Genomic DNA, 19,490 nt, shown 5'->3' on the forward strand with positions numbered 1-19,490 from the left:
GACACCGTCGACCAGGCCGACCGGCGGACCCGCCGCCCGCTAGCATCGCGACCGTGTCGTACGACGAGAACCAGCACCGTGATCCCCGGCCGCGCCCCTCCCGGCGCGGTCTCGTCGCCGTGGTCGCGGGCGCGGCGCTCGTGGTGGGCGGTGCGGGCGGGTGGCTGGCGTGGCAGGCCGACGGTTCCGGGAGCGGTAGCGCCCCCACCGGGTCCGCCACCTCCGCGGGCAAACCGGGCGGCTCCAAGGCCCCGTCGCCGTCTCCGCCCCCGTCCGGTTCGAAGACCGTCGCGCCGCCCGCCTCGTCCGCCGCGCCTTCCCCTTCCAAGAAGGCCGGTCCGCTCGCGGGAAAGGTCGTCGTGGTGGACCCGGGGCACAATCCCGGGAACTTCTCGCACACCCGCGAGATCAACCGCCAGGTGGACATCGGAACCAACCGCAAGGAATGCGACACGACAGGCACGGCGACCGCCGCCGGTTACCGTGAAGCGGATTTCACCCTCGATGTTTCACGTCGTCTTCGCACTCTGCTCGAAGAGCAGGGCGCAACGGTCGAATTCACCCAGGACGACGATCGTCCGTTCGGTCCGTGCATCGACGAACGGGCACGATTCGGCAACGAAGCACGGGCGGACGCGGTCATCTCGGTCCATGCGGACGGCTCGGCCGTGGGCAACCGCGGATTCCACGTGATCCTCCCCGATCGGGTCAAGGCGGGCGCCGCCGACACCTCGAAGATCGTGGGCCCTTCGCGTGAACTCGGCGAACGCATCGCCGGCCGGTTCCTGCGCGCCACCGGAAGCTCCCCGTCCAATTACGTGGGTGACGGAACCGGCCTCGACGTGCGCAAAGATCTGGGCGGACTGAACCTTTCGACCGTGCCCAAGGTCTTCATCGAATGCGGCAATATGCGGGATCCTGAGGACGTCGCTCTGCTCACCAGCCCGAGCTGGCGGCAGAAGGCGGCCCAGGGAATGGCGGACGGCATCAGCAGCTACCTACAACGGTGAGTGCGATACCGGGCGGACGTCCGGAACCGGCAGACGATAGATTCACCTCTACGATGGGGAGTCACCCCCGAGCTCCGCGTCAGCGCACACCGCCCGAACAGGCGGCAGCGAAGACCGCCCCGATGATGAGACGACGACAAAGGATCTTTACGTGAACATCCGCTCCCTCACTCGAGGCGACGGCGTGGTGATCGGAGCAGCGGTGGTGCTGTTCATCGCCTCGTTCCTCAGCTTCACCAGCTACGAATGCCCCGGCGGTGGCGACTGCGGCCCCACTTTCAACGCCTGGGACTCCCTGAGCACGGTGATGTCCATCTACATCGGCGGCATCATCGGCGCCGCGCTGCTGATCCTCAGCCGCAGCATGCCGGGCCGCAAGGTCGCGGGGCTCGACATCGGCCAGTTCGGCGTCGCGCTCACCATCTTCGCGCTCTGGACGATGTTCTGGACGATCATCGACATGAACAGCGCGGGCGCCGGCGCCATCCTCGGTCTGCTGGGCACCATCGCCCTGGCCGGCGGCGCCATCGCCACCCCGCTGGTGCCGGCTCTCAAGGCACCGCTCGTCGGCGCCCCGAGCCCGGCCGCCGTCCAGCAGCCGTACGGCATGCAGCCCCAGCCGCAGGGTGGTTACGGCTACCCGGGCGCGGGCGCCGGCCAGCCGCCGTACGGCGGCCAGCCGGGTCAGCCGCAGCCTTACGGTGCGCAGGGCGGGCAGCCGCAGGCCGCCGCCCAGCCGGCCGCCGCGGCCCCGGCCGACGCCTCCCAGGGCGGCGCCCCGTCGGACTTCACCCCGTTCTGGTTCGCCGTGCCGGTGGCCCGTCCGCTGTACGGCGAGGACGGTTCGCCCACGCCGATCGCCGAACTGGCGCCCGGCACCTGGTACCTGGCGGTGGAGCAGCGCGGTCCCGGTCTGGTCGCCCAGACGCAGGACGGCCGTCGTGGCGTGCTGCAGGACACCTCGGGCATTCAGCGCGGCTGATCTCTCTCGCACACAGCGCGGCCCCTCGCCCTTCCGGGTGGGGGGCCGTTGCCGTACCCTGACGCACCGTCAGGGGACCTCCGGGCGGGGGAAGGACGGACGGGTATGCGACTCGGACTCGCCCTCGGCTACTGGGGCCGCGGCCCGGACCCCGGTCAGCTGGAGCTGGCCCGTGAGGCCGAGCGCCTCGGCTACGACTCCGTGTGGACGGCGGAGGCGTGGGGGTCGGACGCGTTCACCCCGCTCACGTGGATCGCGGCGCACACGTCCCGCATCCGGCTGGGCACCGCGGTGGCCCAGATGGCCGCGCGCACGCCGACGGCGACCGCCATGCACGCGCTGACGCTCGATCATCTCTCCGGCGGCCGGATGATGCTGGGGCTGGGCCTGTCGGGACCGCAGGTGGTGGAGGGGTGGTACGGCCGCCCCTTCCCCGCCAGTCCGCTCACCGCGACCCGCGAGTACGTCGATGTGATCCGCCAAGTCCTGGCCCGCGAGGGGCCGGTGGAGTTGGCCGGCCGCTTCCACCGCCACCCCTACACGGGCGGCGACGGCACCGGCACGGGCAAGCCCCTGCGGCCCATCACCCACCCGCTGCGCGCGGATCTGCCCGTACTGCTGGGGGCGGAGGGGCCGAAGAACATCGCGCAGACGACCCGTATCGCCGACGGGTGGCTGCCCCTTTACTGGTCCCCGCTGCGGACGGACGTCTACGCGGCGTCCCTCACGGACCTCCCGGCGGACTTCATGGTCGCCCCGATGGCCCGGGCGCGGGTCTGCGACGACATCGCTGAGGGCCTGCTGCCCGTGAAGGCGATGCTCGGCTTCTACATCGGCGGCATGGGACACGCGACCCGCAACTTCCACGCCGGCCTGATGGCTCGGATGGGCTTCGAGGCGGAGGCACGCCGGATCCAGGAACTCTTCCTCGCGGGCCGCAGACAGGAGGCGGTGCTCGCCGTGCCCGACGACTTCGCGGACGAGATCTCGCTCGTCGGACCGCGTGAACGCATCGCGGAACGGCTGGAGCTGTGGCGGACGGGCCCGGTCACGGACCTGCTGGTCACCGCACCGGACCCGCACACGCTGCGGGTGCTGGCCGAGCTGAACGGGTAGCCGTGGCCTCAGCCGCCGAGTTCCGAGGTGGACGGCACCTTGTCCTTGACGGGCGCGCCCGCGCTCTTGCCGGCGTCCTTCACATCGGTGATGACGGACTCGAAGCTGTTGACGTCCTTCTCGTCGATGGTGCCGTCGCGCAGCTTGCCGCCCATGGTCCTCAGCTTCTCGATGCCCTTGTCGAGCGGCGCGACCGCCTTCGAGAGCAGCGGGTCGCCCTTGGCGTTCCGCACCGCCGCCTTGAGCCTGTTGTACGTGAAGGCGCCCGCCAGCCCGGCCTTCACCAGGGCGAACGTCCGTCCGTCGGCGCCCTTCCTGAACCTGCCCTCGCGGTACGGCTTCACGATCCACTGGTACGTCGCCCCGGCCGCGAGCCCGGCGTTGGCGACGAAACGGGTCTTGGCGTACTTCTGCTTCTCCGCCGTCGACGAACCGGTGGGGGTCGCGGCGGCGGTCGTCGTGTCCGCCTCGTCACCCCCACAGGCCACCGCGCCGCCCAGCAGGGAGCAGCACAGGACCGACGCGACCAGTGCACGACGCAGGGGGCCGGCGGACGATCCGGATACGGGAACGGACACGGGAACCTCCAGGCAGACTGCCCCGAGCCTCACCCGGCGCCCCCGGTGCCGCCACTTGGGCGAGCCCGAACGGGTTTCACACAGTCACAAGCGGCAACACGCTGAGCATGACAACACGCACGAGCAGTACCACCACCGTGGCGAGAGTCGTCGCCGTCGTAGCGGACGTCATGGCCTTCGTCATCGGCCTGTGGATCCTGATGTACCTGCTGGACGCCAACAGGGCCAACGACCTGGTCGAGTTCGTCCGCGAGACGGCCCGCTGGCTGGCCGGCTGGTCCCACGACCTGTTCACCTTCGACAAGGAATGGGCGCGGGTGGTGGCGGGCTACGGGCTGGCGGCGGTCGTCTACCTCTTCATCGGCCACGCGGCGGCGGGCGCGCTGCGCCGCCGCTGACCGCGCTGCGCGCGGTGTTTCGGGGGCTCCACCCCCGCACCCCCGCGCCTCAAACGCCGGCGAGGCTGGATGCCGCGCAGCGGCATTTCCAGCCCGCCCGGCGATTGAGGGCACCGCGCGAAGCGCGGTACGCCGCCCGCAGGGCGGTACGGGGCCCGGGGCTTGCCCCGGTTTCGGGAAGGGGCGGGGAGGGGACAGAGCCCGCGCAGCGGTCACGCCCCCGGTCAGCCCACCTCGCAGCAGTCCGGCGCCAGCCCCTTCGGCAGACGCTCCCCGCCGAACACCGCCGTCGTCGCCTCGTCACCACCGAGCGCCGCCACGGCGAGCAGCAGCGAGCCCGCCGTCCATGTCGTCTGTTCCTCGGGCCATATCGCGCGCTCGCCCTCGAAGACGTAGCCCGTCCAGTACAGGCCGCCCTCCGCGCGGAGGTGCTGGATGGACTGGAGGATCTCCAGGGCGCGGTCGGACTCGCCCACCGCCCACAGCGCGAGCGCCAGTTCGCAGCTTTCGCCGCCCGTGACCCACGGGTTCGGCAGGACGCATCGCACGCCCAGGCCGGGCACGACGAAGTCGTCCCAGCGCGACTCGATGCGGGCCTTGGCCTCGTCGCCGGTCACCGCGCCGCCGAGGACGGGGTAGTACCAGTCCATCGAGTAGCGGTCCTTGTCGAGGAAGCGCTCGGGATGGTGGCGGACGGCGTGGGCGAGCGCGCCGGCCGCGAGTTCCCAGTCGGGCTGGGGCTCCTCGCGTTCCTCCGCGACGGCGAGCGCGCAGCGCAACGCGTGGTGGATGGAGGAACTGCCGGTCAGGAGGGCGTCGTCGACCGCCGTCCCGTCCGGCTCGCGCTTCCAGCCGATCTGGCCGCCGGGCTGTTGGAGCCCCAGGACGAATTCGACGGCCGCGTACACGACCGGCCACATCCGGTCGAGGAAGAGTTCGTCGCCGGTGGCCAGGTAGTGGTGCCACACGCCGACCGCGATGTAGGCGCAGAAGTTGCTCTCGCGGCCGTGGTCCGTGACGGCGGCCGGGTCGCCGTCGTGGTAGGCGGCGTACCAGGAGCCGTCGTCGTTCTGGTGCCGGGCGAGCCACTCGTAGGCGCGGGCGGCGGCGTCGTGCTCACCCGCGGCGTCGAGCGCCATCGCGGCTTCCGTGTGGTCCCACGGGTCGAGGTGGTGACCGCGGAACCAGGGGATCGCGCCGTCGGGGCGCTGCACGGCGAGGATCCCCGCGACGGTCTCCACGGCCTCCTCGGCGCTCAGTACCCCGGGCAGGACAAGGTGTTCGGTACGTCCTGGCAACGTCACTTGGCGGCGTCCACGGGAAGGTGCGGCTTGGTCGCGTACGCCACGAAGCTCTTGCCGATCAGCGGGTTCAGAGCCTGCTCGGCGACGCGGGTGGCCAGCGGCTTCTTCATGATGTCCCAGACGAGGAGCTTGTGGTACGCCTTCACCGGCAGCGCCTTGTCGTTGTCGACGCCGAAGGCGCACTTGAGCCACCAGTACGGCGAGTGCAGCGCGTGGGCGTGGTGGGTGCCGTACGGTCGCAGGCCCGCCTGCTTCATCTTGGCGAGCAGTTCGTCGGCCTTGTAGATGCGGATGTGGCCGCCCTCGACCTCGTGGTAGGCGTCGCTGAGCGCCCAGCAGACCTTCTCGGGGCCGTAGCGCGGCACGGTGACCGCGATGCGGCCGCCGGGCCGCAGGACGCGGACCATCTCGGCGAGCACTCCCTTGTCGTCGGGGATGTGCTCCATCACCTCGGAGATGATGACGACGTCGAACGACTCGTCGGGGAAGGGCAGGTTGAGGGCGTCGCCCTCCATGGCGGTGGCGGTCGCGCCGGCGGGGGCCTCTCCGGCCTCCTTCATCGCGGCGAACCACTTGGCGACCTCGCGGATCTCCTCGCCGTTCTGGTCGAGGGCAACGACCTGCGCTCCGCGCCGGTAGCACTCGAAGGCGTGCCGGCCGGCGCCGCAGCCCAGATCGAGCACTCGGTCGCCCGGGGCGAGCGGAAAGCGGGAGAAGTCGACGGTCAGCACGGGGGGTCTGCCTTCCTGGGGGCGGAGCTCGGGTCTTCCTGGTGGAGCTGGGGTCAGTGGGTGCGCGCGGAAGCGGCGATCGCCTCGCGGTAGCGTTCCGCGGTGCCGATCGCGGCCTGCTTCCAGGTGAAGCGGGCCAGCACCCTGGCCCGTCCGGCGTCGCCGAGCCGGGCCCGCAGGTCCGGATCGCCGAACAGCCGGCGCAGTGCGGCGGCAAGGGCCTCCGCGTCGCCGGGCGGCACGGCCAGGCAGGTCTCGCCGTCGGGGCCGGCGACCTCGGGGATCGCGCCGCCGGTGGTGGCGACGAGCGGTGTGCCGGTGGCCATGGCCTCCGCGGCGGGCAGCGAGAAGCCCTCGTACAGCGACGGCACGCAGGCGATCTGGGCGCTGCGCACCAGGTCGACCAGTTCGGCGTCGGTGATGCCCTTGACGAACCGGACGGCGTCGTCGAGGCCGTAGCGCTCGATGAGCTGCGCCACCGGGCCGTCCTCGGCGCGCTTGCCGACGACGACGAGGTGGGCGTCCGGGTTCTCGGTGCGGAGTTTGGCGAGCGCCTCGACGAGGTGGACGAGTCCCTTGAGGGGGACGTCGGCGCTGGAGGTGGTGACGATCCGGCCGGGGACCTCGGCGACGGAGGGATCCGGTGAGAAGAGGTCCGTGTCGGCGCCGATGTGGACGACGTGGACGCGGTCGCGCCGTACCCCGAGGTGGTCGACGATCTCCTGCTGAGAGGAGCCGGAGACGGTGAGCACGGAGGGCAGCCGGCGGGCGACGCGCTTCTGCATGCGGGTGAAGCCGTACCAGCGGCGCACGGACGCGCGGCGCTGCCAGCTCTCGGCGGCGTCGAGGTCCAACTGCCGGTCGACGGTGATCGGATGGTGGATCGTCGTGACCAGCGGGGCGCCGATGTCGCCGAGAAGACCGTAGCCGAGGGTCTGGTTGTCGTGGACGACGTCGAACTCGCCGCGCCGGGCCAGCAGGTGGCGGCGGGCGCGGAGCGAGAACGTCAGCGGCTCCGGGAAGCCGCCGGTCCACATGGTGGCGACCTCGACTGCGTCGATCCAGTCCCGGTACTCGCCGCGGCCGGGCGTGCGGAACGGGTCGGGGCTGCGGTACAGGTCGAGGCTCGGCAGTTCGGTGAGCGGCACGCCTTCGTCGAGGACCGGGTAGGGCTGGGCGCCGATCACCTCGACGCGGTGGCCGAGCCGGGCGAGTTCGCGCGACAGGTGGCGTACGTAGACGCCCTGTCCGCCGCAGAACGGGTTCCCCTTGTACGTCAGGAGGGCGATGCGCAGCGGGGCGTCACCGCTGCCGGACGTGCCTGACGTGCCCGCTCGGGGGCCGGCCTCTATGGCCTCTGCGGTCACCCGGGGCCCCCTTCTCACTGCGTTTCGGCGGAGCCTAATCGGTCGCGCTAATCTAGAACAAGTTTCAGAGTTGATGGTTCAAGGGACTTCGAATCTACCGGGCGGTAGCGCGACTGTGACCGGCGGATCAGGTGATTCCCGCCACGGCGGGCGGGTGAAGGAACGGACACCGGGACTATGACAGCGCAAGGAAGGCCGACGATGCCCGCGACGCCGCCGCTCACCGAACGGCAGGAGGCGCGCCGCCGCCGCATCCTGCACGCGAGCGCCCGGCTCGCGAGCCGCGGCGGGTTCGACGCGGTGCAGATGCGGGAGGTCGCCGAGTCGTCGAGCGTCGCGCTCGGCACGCTGTACCGCTACTTCCCTTCCAAGATCCATCTGCTGGTCGCGACCATGCAGGACCAGCTCCAGCAGATGCACACGACGCTGCGCAAGCGCCCGCCGGGCGGGGAGAGCCCCTCCGAGCGGGTCGCGGAGACGCTGATGCGGGCCTTCCGGGCGCTCCAGCGCGAGCCGCACCTCGCGGACGCGATGGTGCGGGCGCTGACCTTCGCGGACCGCAGTGTGAGCCCCGAGGTGGACACCGTCTCGCGGCAGACGACGGCGATCATCCTGGACGCGATGGGGATCGAGCACCCGACGCCGGAGCAGCTCTCCGCCGTCCGTGTCATCGAGCACACCTGGCACTCGGCGCTGATCACCTGGCTGTCGGGACGCGCCTCGATCGCCCAGGTGAAGATCGACATCGAGACGGTCTGCCGGCTGATCGACCTGACGTCGCCCGACGCCGCAACGGACCATGGGGCACCGGGCCGTGGGACACCGGGCCGTGGGACACCGGACACGGTGCCGGACCGGTCGACGCCCGACACGGTGCCGGACCGGTCGACGCCCGACACGACGCCGGGCCGTGCGACGCCAGGTCGTGCGACGCCGGGCCGTGCGGCGCCGAAGGCCCGGCGCGGCACGGGCTAGGACCCTGCGGATCTCCGGGCGCAGCGGTTACTCCTCCGGTGGGAAGACGGGCTCGCCGCTGTCCGCCGCGGTGAGCGTGATGGCCTCCACCGGGCAGTTCTCCGCGGCCGCGAGGAGCTTCTCGTCGGCGTCGGACGTGGTGGCGCGCGCGTGCGACTGGCGCGCCGCGTCGAGGTCGAAGCCGTCCGGGGCGTGGCCGACGCACATGCCCGAGCCGATGCACAGGGTGCGGTCCACCTCGACGCGCCAGCGGTCCCCCATCAGTGGCTCCCGTGTCCGGCGGGCAGGTGGATCATCTTGTGCTCGAGGAACGCGCCGTAGCCCTCGGGGCCGAACTCCCGCCCCACGCCGCTGTTCTTGTAGCCGCCGAAGGGGCCGAGCATGTCAAGACTGAAGGTGTTGACGTTGTAGGTGCCGGTCCTTACCCGCCGTGCGAAGTCGATGCCGTGCTCGACGTCGGACGTCCACACACTGCCGCTGAGGCCGTAGTCGGAGTCGTTCGCGATCGCGGCGGCCTCGTCCTCGTCGCCGTACGGCAGCAGGCAGATGACCGGGCCGAAGATCTCCTCGCGGGCGATGCGCATGGAGTTGTCGACGCCGCCGAAGAGGGTCGGCTCCACGTACCAGCCGCGCTCCTGCCCGGCCGGACGGCCGCCGCCGCACAGGATCTTGGCGCCCTCCTCCTGGCCGACGCGTATGTAGTTCAGGGAGCGCCGCTGCTGGCGCTCCGCGACCAGCGGGCCGACCTGGGTGGCCGGGTCGAGGGGGTCGCCGACGACGAGCGCGGAGGCCGCGGCGGCGAACGCCTCCGCGATCTCGTCGTAGCGGCTGCGCGGCGCGAGGATGCGGGTCTGGGCCACGCAGGCCTGGCCGTTGTTCATCCAGGCGGCCGGGACGATCCCGGCGACCGCGGTGGCGAGGTCGGCGTCGGGCAGGATCACGGCCGCCGACTTGCCGCCGAGTTCGAGGGTGACGCGGGTGAGGTTGCGCGAGGCGACCTCCATGACCCGGCGGCCGGCCTCGACGGAGCCGGTGAAGGAGACCTTGTCGACGCCCTTGTGCCCGACCAGGTACTCGCTGACCTCCCGGCCCGCCGGCAGGATCGACAGGACTCCCTCCGGCAGCCCGGCCTCCCGGGCGATCTCGCCGAGGATGTACGAGTCGAGGGGCGTCTCGGGCGACGGCTTGAGGACGACGGTGCAGCCCGCGAGCAGCGCCGGGGCGAGCTTGGCGGCGGCGGTGAACTGCGGGACGTTCCACGGCACGACGGCCGCGACGACCCCCACCGGCTCGCGCCGCACCAGGATCGGGCCGAGGACACCGTCGCGCCGCTCCTCGTGGGTGAAGTCCCGGGCGACGGAGATCGCCGAGTCCCACACCATCATCGCGCCGAGCGCCTGGGCGAGGACGCTCCACGAGTAGGGGGAGCCGTTCTGCGCGCTGATGGACCGCGCTATCTCCTCGTGCCGTACGGCGACGGCGTCCTTGATCCGGCCGACGACCTCGATCCGCTCCTCGAGCGTCGTACGCGGCCAGGGCCCTTCGTCGAAGGCCCGGCGCGCGGCGGCCACCGCCCGGTCCACGTCGGCGCGTGAGGCGTGCGGGACACGGCCGAGGACCTGTTCGGTGTGCGGGGAGATCACCTCGATCACTTCCGTGCCGAGCGGGGCCGTCAACTCGCCACCGATGAACAGTTCTCCGTGTTCCACGAGCTCGGTCATGACTGCTGCCTCCCGCCGGGGCGCACTATCTGACACAGTTTCAGAACTGATATCAGTTCCAGTTACAGGGGGCAATGGCCATGGCGCCGACGGACGAGGCAGCGGCTGGGCATGTGACCGACCACGGCGGCGGCGTCCGCTCCCTGCGCGTCCCCATCCCGGACAACCCGCTCGGCCACACGCTGGTCCACCTCCTCGACACCGACCGGGGTCCGGTCCTCGTCGACACCGGCTGGGACGACCCGACCGCATGGGACACGCTCTCGGCGGGGCTGGCCGCCTGCGGCACCTCGCCCGCGGAGATCCACGGCGTCGTCGTCACCCACCACCACCCCGACCACCACGGCCTGTCCGGCCGCGTCCGCGAGGCGTCCGGGGCGTGGATCGCGATGCACGCCGCCGACGCCACCGTCGTGCGCCGCACCCGCGAGGCCGAACCGGGGCTGTGGCTCGACTACCTCGCCGGCAAACTTGCCCGCGCCGGGGCGCCCGAGGCGCACATCGCACCGCTGAGAGCCGCGCGCGCCGCCGGTGGCGGGGGCGGGCTGCCCGGCCTGCGCCCGGCGCTGCCCGACCGGGAGATCGTGCCGGGCGAACTGCTCGACCTGGCCGGCCGCCGGCTCCGGGCCGTGTGGACGCCCGGCCACACCCCGGGCCATGTCTGCCTCCACCTCGAGGAGGCCCACCCGGCGGGCCGTCCGGGCAACGGCCGCCTCTTCTCCGGCGACCACCTGCTGCCCGGCATCACTCCCCACATCGGCCTGTACGAGGACCCCGACGACGCCACCGTCACCGACCCCCTGGGCGACTACCTCGACTCCCTGGAACGCGTCGGCCGTCTCGCCCCCGCCGAAGTGCTCCCCGCCCACCAGCACGCCTTCACCGGCGCCCAGGACCGGGTACGGGAACTGCTCGCCCACCACGAGCAGCGGCTCACCGGACTGCTGACGCTGCTGGCCCGGCCGCTCACCCCGTGGCAGGTCGCCGAGCGGATGGAGTGGAACAGGCCCTGGGAGCAGATCCCGTACGGCTCCCGCAACATCGCCGTGTCCGAGGCCGAGGCGCATCTGCGCCGGCTGGTGAAGCTCGGCCGCGCGGAGGTAGCGGCGGGCGGCGGGCCGGCCCGGTACGTGGCGGTGTGACGGCGGGGAGCCCGGCCGGGTACGCGGCGGTGTGACGGCGGGGAGCCGGCCCGGTACGTGGCGGTGTGACGCGGGGAGCCCGGCCGGGTACGCGGCGGTGTGACCGGTGCCCCACGTCCGGGTGGGTGACCGGCCGGTAGAGTGGCGCCGTCGTCATCATTACCCGTACGGGGGGAAGCCGGTGCGAATCCGGCGCTGACCCGCAACCGTGAGCCGCCCTCCATGGCGGCAAGTCGGAATGCCCCGTACGAGGTCGTGACCGGCTCGTGTCACCGGCAGCCCGCCGGTGACCGGCACCGTCGAGGCATACGGAGCCGGAGCCCAGGTGCCTGAGCGTGCCCGTGCCCGGATCCCGCCGGAGTACCGCAGGAGAGGCACCGCCCGCCATGACCACCGTTCGCCGCGGCGCAGCCGCGCTCGTCGCCTCCGCCGTGCTCGGCCTGTCCGCCGCACCCGCCGCCTTCGCGGCCCCCTCCGCCCCCTCCCCCACGCCGTCCGCCGAACTGCCCGCCGGCCTCTACGGCAAGGGCGACCCGACCTACGACGGTGTGTGGCGGCAGTCGCTCGCCCTCCTCGCCCAGGACACGGCCGGGGTGAGGCCCGCGGACGCGGCGGTCGCCTTCCTGACCGGGCAGCAGTGCGCGGGCGGCGGCTTCCCCTCGTACCGCGCCGACACCGCGAAGGACTGCGACGCCAAGCTGCCGCTCGACACCAACGCCAGTGCCGCCGCCGTGCAGGCGCTCGCCGCGCTCGGCGGGCAGGACGCCGTGGTCGACAAGACCGTCGGCTGGCTGAAGTCCGTGCAGAACGAGGACGGCGGCTGGGGCTACAACCCGGGCGGCGCGAGCGACGCGAACTCGACCTCCGTCGTCATCGGCGCGCTCGCCGCGGCCGGCGAGCAGCCCGCCGCCGCGAAGTCCAAGGGCGGCAAGACCCCTTACGACGCGTTGCTGACGTTCGCGAAGCCCTGCGGCAGCGAGGACGGCGGCGCGTTCGTCTACCAGGTCGCGTCCCCCGGCATCGTCGCCGACTCCACCGCGGCGGCCGTGCTCGCAGCCCACGGCAAGGGCCTGGCGGCGACCGGCGCCGGCGCCGAGGACGCCAAGGGCACGGCCTGCGAGAAGGCCACCGACATCGAGGGCGCGGCGCACAACGGCGCGGCGTACCTCGCGAACGGGCTGGCGAAGAAGGGCCACTTCGACACTCCGCCGATGCCCGGCGCCGACGACTCCTCGCCCGCGCCGGACTTCGGCAACACCGCCGACGCGGTCGTCGCGCTGTCCGCGCAGGGCCTGGCCGAGCAGGCGAAGAAGCCGCTGGCGTGGCTGCAGCAGAACTCGGCGGCCTGGGCGAAGCAGAACGGCCCCGCCGCGTACGCCCAGCTGATCTTCGCCGCCCGCGCGGCCGGCGCCGACCCGAAGTCCTTCGGCGGCCAGGACCTGGTCGCGGCCCTGAACGCGACCGGTCCCGCCCCGCAGAAGGCCGCCTCGCCGTCCGCCTCCGCGAAGAGCGAGAAGGACTCCTCCGACTCCTCGGACTCGTCGTCCTCCACGTGGTGGATCGTGGGCGTGTTCTTCGTCGCGGCCGTCGGTGTCGGATTCCTGTTCAGCGGCCGCCGGAAGAACCAGAGCTGATGCGCGCCCGCTTCCTCGCCCTCCTCGGCCTCTGCGCCCTGCTCATGGTGGCCGTCGCGGCTCCCGCACAGGCCGCGGGCTACCGCTACTGGTCGTTCTGGAAGAGCAGCGGCGGCGAGTGGACGTACGCCACGGAGGGCCCGGCGACCGCCCGCCCGGCCGACGGGTCCGTGAACGGCTTCCGCTTCTCCGTCAGCGAGGACAGCGGGGACGCGGCGACCCCGCGCACGGCGCCCGACTTCGCCACGATCTGCGCGGGCACGCCCGCGAAGGACGGCACGAAGCGGATCGCCCTCGTCATCGACTCCGGCACGGCGGCGGACGCACCCCGGGGCGAGACGCCCCCCGCGCAGCGCACGGCGTGCGCGCGGGTCGCCCCGGCGGCGACGACGGCGGAGGCACTGGCTCAGGTGGCGAAGCCGCTGCGCTACAACAGCGAGGCGCTGCTGTGCGCGATCACGGGCTACCCCGCCTCGGGCTGCGGCGACCAGGCCCTGCCGGCCGCCGACACGAACGCCACGAACGCCACGAAGGATCCGGCCGGGGACGACGGCCCGTCGGTGGGCGTGTACGCGGGCATCGCGGCGGTCCTGACCCTGGCCGGAGCGGCGGTGTGGCGCTCCCGCCACACCACCCGATGACCGCCCGCGCCAACGGGCCCGTTCCGCCCCGGGGGTCAGCTACCACGCACGGTGCGCCCGCGGAACGACCCCCGGGCCCGACTCCCACGCCAGACGCCGGGGCACATCAAGCCCCGCCGGCGATTGAGGCGCGGGGCCCGGGGCAGCGCCCCGGCGTATCGCACGGGGCCGTCGCACCCCACGGCCCGGCCACCCCCAAGACCCCCGCGCCGCGAGCGCACGCCGACGACCCGGCCGACCCAGCCCCGCCGGCGATCGAGGCGCGGGGTCCGGGGCAGCGCCCCGGCGTACCGCACGGGGCCGTCGGACACCGCGCACACCGCCAGGCGGCCCGGCCCGTACCGCACGGGGCCGCCGCATCCAACGGCCCCGGCCACGGAACGCACCCCCTGCTCGACGCGCTCCGCGCGACCCGCGCCCCCGTCGCGAGCCGGAGCAACGCCCTGCACGCCGGCGCCTGGTGGCTGTGGGCGCTGGGACTGGCCGTCGCCGCGTCGCGGACGACGAACCCGCTCCTCCTCGGGCTGCTCGTCGGCGTCGCCGGCTACGTCGTGGCCGCACGCCGCACCGACGCGCCGTGGGCCCGCTCCTACGGCGCCTTCGTCAAGCTCGGGCTGCTCGTCATCGGCGTACGCGTCGTCTTCTCCGTCGCCCTCGGCTCCCCCATCGCCGGTACGCACGTGCTGTTCACGCTCCCCGAGGTGCCGATGCCCGGCTGGGCGGACGGCGTGCGGATCGGCGGACGGGTGTTCGCCGAGCAGATCGTGTTCGCGCTGTACGACGGCGCCAAGCTGGCGGCCCTGCTCATCTGCGTCGGCGCGGCGAACGCGCTCGCCAACCCCGCCCGGCTGCTCAAGTCGCTGCCGGGCGCGCTGTACGAGGCCGGCGTCGCGGTCGTCGTCGCGATGACGTTCGCGCCGAACATGGTCGCGGACGTCCTGCGGCTGCGCACGGCGCGCCGCCTTCGGGGCCGACCGACCGGCGGTGTGCGGGCCGTCGCCCAGATCGGACTGCCGGTCCTGGAGGGCGCGCTGGAGCGGTCCGTCGCGGTCGCCGCGTCCATGGACGCCCGCGGGTACGGCCGCACCGCCCAGGTGCCGCCCGCCGTGCGGCACACCACGACGGCGCTCACCCTCGGCGGGCTGCTCGGGGTGTGCGCCGGATCGTACGGGCTGCTCGCGGCGGAGGGCGCGCGCTACGGCGTACCGCTGCTGGTCGCCGGGCTCGTCGCGGCGGCCGGTGGCCTGTGGCTGGGCGGCCGGCGTTCGGTCCGCAGTCGCTACCGCCCGGACCGGTGGGGCGTGCGGTCCTGGCTGGTGGCCGGTTCCGGCGCGGCCGTCGCCGCCCTGATGATCCGGGCGGCGACCGTACCGGGCGGCGAGGCGCTGCACCCCGGCGTCGTACCGCTGACGGCGCCCGAACTGCCGCTGTGGCCCGCACTGTCCGTGCTGATCGGCCTGCTCCCGGCGTTCGTCGCGCCGGTCCCCGCAGGAGCCGCCCCCGCAGGAGCCGTCCCCGCAGGAGCCAAGGAGTCGACCCGGTGATCCGCTTCGAGAACGTCTCCGTGACGTACGAGGGCGCTGCCGCCCCGACACTGGAGAACATCGACCTCACCGTCCCGGAGGGTGAACTGGTCCTCCTCGTCGGCCCGTCCGGCGTGGGCAAGTCGACCCTGCTCGGCGCGGTGTCCGGGCTCGTCCCGCACTTCACGGGCGGAACGCTGCGCGGCCGGGTCACGGTCGACGGCCGGGACACCCGCACCCACAAGCCGCGCGAACTCGCGGACGTGGTCGGCACGGTGGGCCAGGACCCGCTCGCCCATTTCGTCACCGACACGGTCGAGGACGAACTCGCGTACGGCATGGAGTCGCTGGGCCTCGCGCCCGGCGTGATGCGGCGCCGGGTCGAGGAGACGCTCGACCTTCTGGGTCTGGTGGAGCTGCGCGACCGGCCCATCGCGACGCTGTCCGGCGGCCAGCAACAGCGTGTGGCGATCGGCTCGGTGCTGACCACGCATCCGAAGGTCCTCGTGCTCGACGAGCCGACGTCGGCGCTGGACCCGGCGGCGGCAGAAGAGGTCCTCGCAGTGCTGCAACGCCTCGTCCACGACCTGGGCACGACGGTGCTGATGGCGGAGCACCGCCTGGAGCGGGTCGTCCAGTACGCCGACCGCGTCGTGCTCCTGCCCGCGCCCGGGGCCGGGCCGGTCGTCGGCGATCCGGCCACGGTGATGGCCGACTCGCCGGTCCGCCCGCCGGTGGTGACACTGGCCCGCCTGGCGGGCTGGTCCCCGGTCCCCCTGTCGATACGCGACGCCCGCCGCCGCGCGGGCGCCCTGCGCGACCGCCTTGCGGCCACGGGTGCGCTGCGAACTCCAGCCCGCCCGGCGTTTGAGGGCACCGCGCGAAGCGCGGTACCGGGTCCGGGCGGAGCCCGGTTCGGGAAGGGGCGGGGAGGGGAACAAGCCCCGCGCAGCGGCCCTGCCCACCGCGGCCCCACCCACCGCCCCGCACACCGCCTCCTCGCCCGCCTCCTCCGCACCACCCCACCCCCCGCGGCCTCGGCACCGGAGTCCACCCCCACCCACCTCGTCACCACCACCGCCCTCTCAGTCCGCCGCGCCCGCGTCGAGGCACTCCGGCGGGTCGACCTGGCCGTCGCCCCTGGCGAGACCGTCGCCCTCATGGGCCGTAACGGCGCCGGCAAGTCGACCCTGCTCAACGCCATCGTCGGCATGGTCGAGCCGACGGCGGGGACGGTCACGGTCAACGGCCGCACCCCCCACCGCACGGACCCGCGCGAGCTGATCCGGCAGGTCGGGCTCGTACCGCAGGAGCCCCGCGACCTGCTCTACGCGGACACGGTGGCCGCCGAATGCGCGGCCGCCGACGCGGACGCGGGCGCGGCCCCCGGCACCTGCCGGGCGCTGGTCACCGAGCTGCTGCCGGGCGTGGCCGACGCGACGCACCCCCGTGACCTGTCGGAGGGTCAGCGTCTGGCGCTCGCGCTGGCGATCGTGCTCACCGGCCGCCCTCCGCTGCTGCTCCTCGACGAGCCGACCCGTGGTCTGGACTACGCGGCGAAGGCCCGGCTGGTGGCCGTGCTGAGAGGTCTCGCCGAGGACGGGCACGCCATCGTCCTGGCGACCCATGACGTGGAGCTGGCCGCCGAACTGGCGCACCGGGTGGTGATCCTGGCGGGCGGCGAGGTGGTCGCGGACGGCCCGACGGCCGACGTCGTGGTCTCTTCGCCCGCCTTCGCCCCGCAGGTCGCCAAGATCCTGGCGCCGCAGCCGTGGCTGACCGTCTCCCAGGTCGAGGCGGCCCTGGAGGCGGCCCCGTGACCACGCCCGTCCCGCCCACCGAGGTCCCGCCGAGGGCCCAGGCCGAGGCCACCCGTCCCGTCCGCCCGGTCCGCCTCGGCCCCCGTTCGATCGCCGCGCTCGTCCTCATCAGCGCGATCGGCGCTGTCTTCTTCGGCTGGCCGCTGCTCGCCGGGGAGAGCTCGGGGCTCGCGGCGCACGCCGGCGACGCGCCGTGGCTGTTCGGCGCGCTGCTCCCGCTCCTCGTCGCCGTCGTCGTCGCGACGATCGCCGACAGCGGCATGGACGCGAAGGCCGTGGCGATGCTCGGCGTGCTGGCCGCGGTGGGGGCGGCGCTGAGACCGCTCGGCGCGGGAACGGCCGGGCTGGAGCCCATGTTCTTCCTGATGGTGCTGAGCGGCCGGGTCCTCGGCCCGGGCTTCGGGTTCGTGCTCGGCGCCGTCACCATGTTCGCGTCCGCGCTGCTGACGGGCGGGGTGGGGCCGTGGATGCCGTTCCAGATGCTGTCCATGGGCTGGTTCACCATGGGCGCGGGCCTGCTGCCGGGCCCGGAGCGGCTCCGGGGGCGGGCGGAGCTGTTGATGCTCGCCGCGTACGGGGCACTCGCGGCGTTCGCGTACGGCACGGTCATGAACCTGTACGGCTGGACGATCATCAGCGGCATGTCGTCCGGGATCTCGTTCCACGCCGGTGATCCGGTGCACGAGAACCTGGTCCGTTTCCTCGCGTACTGCGCGGCCACATCCCTCGGCTGGGACCTCGGCCGTGCGCTGCTCACGGTAGTGCTGACGTTCACCCTCGGCGCGACGCTGCTCAAGGCGCTGCGGCGGGCGACGCGGCGGGCGGCGTTCGAGGCACGGGCCACGTTCGAGGCGCCGGGGGCCGCCCCGCGCCCGTGAGCCGCCCCCGAGACGCCGGGGGCGCGCGGGTACGGCCCGGGGCCGGCCCCGACGTCCCGAGCCCGACCCTCCGCCAAAGCCCGGCGGCCCGCCCACGGCCGGGCCACAACCGTCCCGGAGCCCGACCTCACGTCAAGGCCCGGAGTAGCCCCACGGCCCGGCCACGATTGCCGGTACCGCGGCCCGCCCTGGGCGACCGGTCCGCTGCCGGGCCCGGCAGCCCGCGCGGCAGCCGGACCCCGCGCCGCACCGCCGGCGACCCGCGCTGCGGGCCCACCCTCGGATCCGCTGAGAGGCGGGCCGTCTCAGATCCGCTGGATGATCGTGCCGGTCGCCTGCGCGCCGCCCGCGCACATGGCGATCAGGGCGAACTCTTTGTCCTGGCGTTCCAGTTCGTGGAGCGCCGTGGTGATGAGCCGGGCGCCCGTCGCGCCGACCGGGTGCCCGAGCGCTATACCGCCGCCGTTCACGTTGACCTTCTCGAGGTCCTGGTCGAAGACCTGCGCCCAGCTGAGCACCACGGACGCGAAAGCCTCGTTGATCTCGATGACGTCGATGTCCTTGAGCGACATGCCTGCCCTGCCCAGCACCGCCCGCGTCGCGTCGATCGGGCCGTCGAGGTGGTAGTGCGGGTCGGCGCCGACGAGGGCCTGCGCGACGATACGGGCCCGTGGCTTCAGCTTGAGCGCCCGCGCCATGCGCTTGGACGCCCACATGAGGGCGGCCGCGCCGTCGGAGATCTGTGACGAGTTCCCGGCCGTGTGCACGGCGGTCGGCATGACCGGTTTCAGACCCGCGAGCGCCTCCGCCGACGTGTCGCGCAGTCCTTCGTCCCGGTCGACGAGCCGCCACATCCCCTGCCCCGCCGCCTGTTCCTCCTCCGTCGTCGGCACCTGCACGGCGTACGTCTCGCGCTTGAAGCGCTCCTCGCTCCAGGCGATCGCCGCCCGCTGCTGGGACAGCAGTCCGAGGCGGTCCACGTCCTCCCGCGTCAGTCCGCGGCGGCGGGCGATGCGCTCTGCGGCCTCGAACTGGTTGGGGAGGTCGACGTTCCACTCGTCGGGGAACGGTTTGCCGGGCCCGTGCTTGGACCCGCTGCCGAGCGGCACCCGCGACATCGCCTCGACGCCGCAGCTGATGCCGATGTCGATGACCCCGGCCGAGATCATGTTGGCGACCATGTGGCTCGCCTGCTGCGAAGAGCCGCACTGGCAGTCGACGGTGGTGGCCGCGGTCTCGTAGGGCAGGCCGACGGTGAGCCAGGCGGTGCGCGCCGGGTTCATGGACTGCTCGCCGGCGTGGGTGACCGTGCCGCCGACGATCTGCTCGACGCAGTCGGCGTGGATGCCGGTGCGCGCGAGGAGTTCCCGGTAGGTCTCGCCCAGCAGGTAGGCGGGATGGAGGTTGGCGAGGAGTCCTCCCCGCTTGCCGATGGGGGTACGTACGGCTTCGACGATGACGGGTTCCGCGGCCATGAGCTCGTCCTCTCCTCGCGGCCGTCCGGGCGTCCCGGCGCCCTTCAGGGCCGAACTCTCGAAACTGTGGAACTCTCCGGACTCTCGAACTTCGCGAACTCGCGAACCGGTGAACCGGCGAACACGGCGAACCGGCGAACTGGTACGCGTTCTAGTTCTGCAAGAAGTCTTATGAGTGCTACCGCCGGTACGCAA

The 19,490-nt window shown here is 73.2% G+C and carries 17 protein-coding genes, 1 pseudogene and 1 riboswitch; of the genes and pseudogenes, 11 read left to right on the forward strand and 7 right to left on the reverse strand.

The window, feature by feature from the left end; translation table 11 throughout:
• The first annotated feature begins 53 nt into the window (after positions 1-53).
• The 3 genes from AB0K36_RS20845 (at position 54) to AB0K36_RS20855 (ending at position 3,108) form a co-directional block, all read left to right on the forward strand.
• The gene (locus tag AB0K36_RS20845; RefSeq protein WP_435877897.1) at positions 54-1,010 is read left to right on the forward strand and encodes an N-acetylmuramoyl-L-alanine amidase; all 957 of its coding nucleotides are present in this window, start codon (positions 54-56) and stop codon (positions 1,008-1,010) included.
• 151 nt (positions 1,011-1,161) lie between these two features.
• A complete protein-coding gene (locus tag AB0K36_RS20850; protein ID WP_189474004.1) occupies positions 1,162-1,992 on the forward strand; it encodes a hypothetical protein in 831 nt (276 codons plus the stop codon).
• A 105-nt stretch (positions 1,993-2,097) separates the two neighbouring features.
• The gene (locus tag AB0K36_RS20855; protein WP_364596411.1) at positions 2,098-3,108 is read left to right on the forward strand and encodes an LLM class F420-dependent oxidoreductase; all 1,011 of its coding nucleotides are present in this window, start codon (positions 2,098-2,100) and stop codon (positions 3,106-3,108) included.
• 8 nt (positions 3,109-3,116) lie between these two features.
• Here AB0K36_RS20855 and AB0K36_RS20860 read toward each other — a convergent pair whose 3' ends face one another.
• On the reverse strand, positions 3,117-3,686 hold the full coding sequence (locus AB0K36_RS20860) for a hypothetical protein (protein ID WP_364596413.1): 570 nt from the start codon (positions 3,684-3,686) through the stop codon (positions 3,117-3,119).
• 107 nt (positions 3,687-3,793) lie between these two features.
• Here AB0K36_RS20860 and AB0K36_RS20865 point away from each other — a divergent pair, with 107 nt between their 5' ends.
• A complete protein-coding gene (locus AB0K36_RS20865; RefSeq protein ID WP_189474006.1) occupies positions 3,794-4,084 on the forward strand; it encodes a hypothetical protein in 291 nt (96 codons plus the stop codon).
• A 224-nt stretch (positions 4,085-4,308) separates the two neighbouring features.
• Here AB0K36_RS20865 and AB0K36_RS20870 read toward each other — a convergent pair whose 3' ends face one another.
• From AB0K36_RS20870 to AB0K36_RS20880, 3 genes are read right to left on the reverse strand one after another with little or no spacing between them, the layout of a single operon-like run.
• Positions 4,309-5,388 (reverse strand): prenyltransferase, encoded by a 1,080-nt coding sequence (locus AB0K36_RS20870; RefSeq protein ID WP_364596416.1) that lies wholly within the window; start codon positions 5,386-5,388, stop codon positions 4,309-4,311.
• Complete coding sequence (locus tag AB0K36_RS20875) at positions 5,385-6,119, reverse strand: class I SAM-dependent methyltransferase (protein WP_307706178.1); 735 nt, start codon at positions 6,117-6,119, stop codon at positions 5,385-5,387. The genes AB0K36_RS20870 and AB0K36_RS20875 overlap by 4 nt, the downstream gene beginning before the upstream one ends.
• 53 nt (positions 6,120-6,172) lie before the next feature.
• Positions 6,173-7,486, reverse strand: coding sequence for a glycosyltransferase family 4 protein (locus AB0K36_RS20880; protein WP_364596419.1), 1,314 nt, complete (start codon positions 7,484-7,486; stop codon positions 6,173-6,175).
• A gap of 177 nt (positions 7,487-7,663) precedes the next feature.
• Between AB0K36_RS20880 and AB0K36_RS20885 the strand changes: the two are divergent.
• Positions 7,664-8,284 (forward strand): annotated as a pseudogene (locus AB0K36_RS20885) (TetR family transcriptional regulator); the annotation flags it as partial.
• A 204-nt stretch (positions 8,285-8,488) separates the two neighbouring features.
• Here the strand turns inward: AB0K36_RS20885 and AB0K36_RS20890 are convergent.
• A complete protein-coding gene (locus AB0K36_RS20890) occupies positions 8,489-8,722 on the reverse strand; it encodes a ferredoxin (RefSeq protein WP_364596422.1) in 234 nt (77 codons plus the stop codon).
• Positions 8,722-10,182, reverse strand: a complete 1,461-nt coding sequence (locus tag AB0K36_RS20895; protein ID WP_364596425.1) for an aldehyde dehydrogenase — start codon at positions 10,180-10,182, stop codon at positions 8,722-8,724. The genes AB0K36_RS20890 and AB0K36_RS20895 overlap by 1 nt, the downstream gene beginning before the upstream one ends.
• A gap of 80 nt (positions 10,183-10,262) precedes the next feature.
• Between AB0K36_RS20895 and AB0K36_RS20900 the strand changes: the two genes are divergently transcribed.
• The 6 genes from AB0K36_RS20900 (at position 10,263) to AB0K36_RS20925 (ending at position 17,820) form a co-directional block, all read left to right on the forward strand.
• A complete protein-coding gene (locus AB0K36_RS20900) occupies positions 10,263-11,324 on the forward strand; it encodes a Strvi_7410 family MBL fold metallo-hydrolase (RefSeq protein WP_364596428.1) in 1,062 nt (353 codons plus the stop codon).
• A gap of 171 nt (positions 11,325-11,495) precedes the next feature.
• A riboswitch (cobalamin riboswitch) is annotated at positions 11,496-11,568 on the forward strand.
• 142 nt (positions 11,569-11,710) lie between these two features.
• A complete protein-coding gene (locus AB0K36_RS20905; protein ID WP_364596431.1) occupies positions 11,711-12,958 on the forward strand; it encodes an SCO2321 family membrane protein in 1,248 nt (415 codons plus the stop codon).
• Positions 12,958-13,599, forward strand: a complete 642-nt coding sequence (locus AB0K36_RS20910) for an SCO2322 family protein (protein ID WP_364596434.1) — start codon at positions 12,958-12,960, stop codon at positions 13,597-13,599. Before AB0K36_RS20905 ends, AB0K36_RS20910 begins: the two co-directional genes overlap by 1 nt.
• A 389-nt stretch (positions 13,600-13,988) precedes the next feature.
• Positions 13,989-15,143 carry an energy-coupling factor transporter transmembrane protein EcfT gene (locus tag AB0K36_RS20915; RefSeq protein WP_364596498.1) on the forward strand — a complete coding sequence of 385 codons (1,155 nt, stop codon included), beginning with the start codon at positions 13,989-13,991 and terminating at the stop codon, positions 15,141-15,143.
• The gene (locus tag AB0K36_RS20920) at positions 15,140-16,942 is read left to right on the forward strand and encodes an ABC transporter ATP-binding protein (RefSeq protein ID WP_364596437.1); all 1,803 of its coding nucleotides are present in this window, start codon (positions 15,140-15,142) and stop codon (positions 16,940-16,942) included. The genes AB0K36_RS20915 and AB0K36_RS20920 overlap by 4 nt, the downstream gene beginning before the upstream one ends.
• Complete coding sequence (locus AB0K36_RS20925; RefSeq protein ID WP_435877895.1) at positions 16,939-17,820, forward strand: ECF transporter S component; 882 nt, start codon at positions 16,939-16,941, stop codon at positions 17,818-17,820. The genes AB0K36_RS20920 and AB0K36_RS20925 overlap by 4 nt, the downstream gene beginning before the upstream one ends.
• 305 nt (positions 17,821-18,125) lie before the next feature.
• Here AB0K36_RS20925 and AB0K36_RS20930 read toward each other — a convergent pair whose 3' ends face one another.
• Positions 18,126-19,295 (reverse strand): steroid 3-ketoacyl-CoA thiolase, encoded by a 1,170-nt coding sequence (locus AB0K36_RS20930; protein ID WP_189474027.1) that lies wholly within the window; start codon positions 19,293-19,295, stop codon positions 18,126-18,128.
• Positions 19,296-19,490: the final 195 nt, after the last annotated feature.

It is taken from the genome of Streptomyces kurssanovii (assembly GCF_040677245.1).
GTDB classification, from domain to species: Bacteria; Actinomycetota; Actinomycetes; order Streptomycetales; family Streptomycetaceae; genus Streptomyces; species Streptomyces kurssanovii.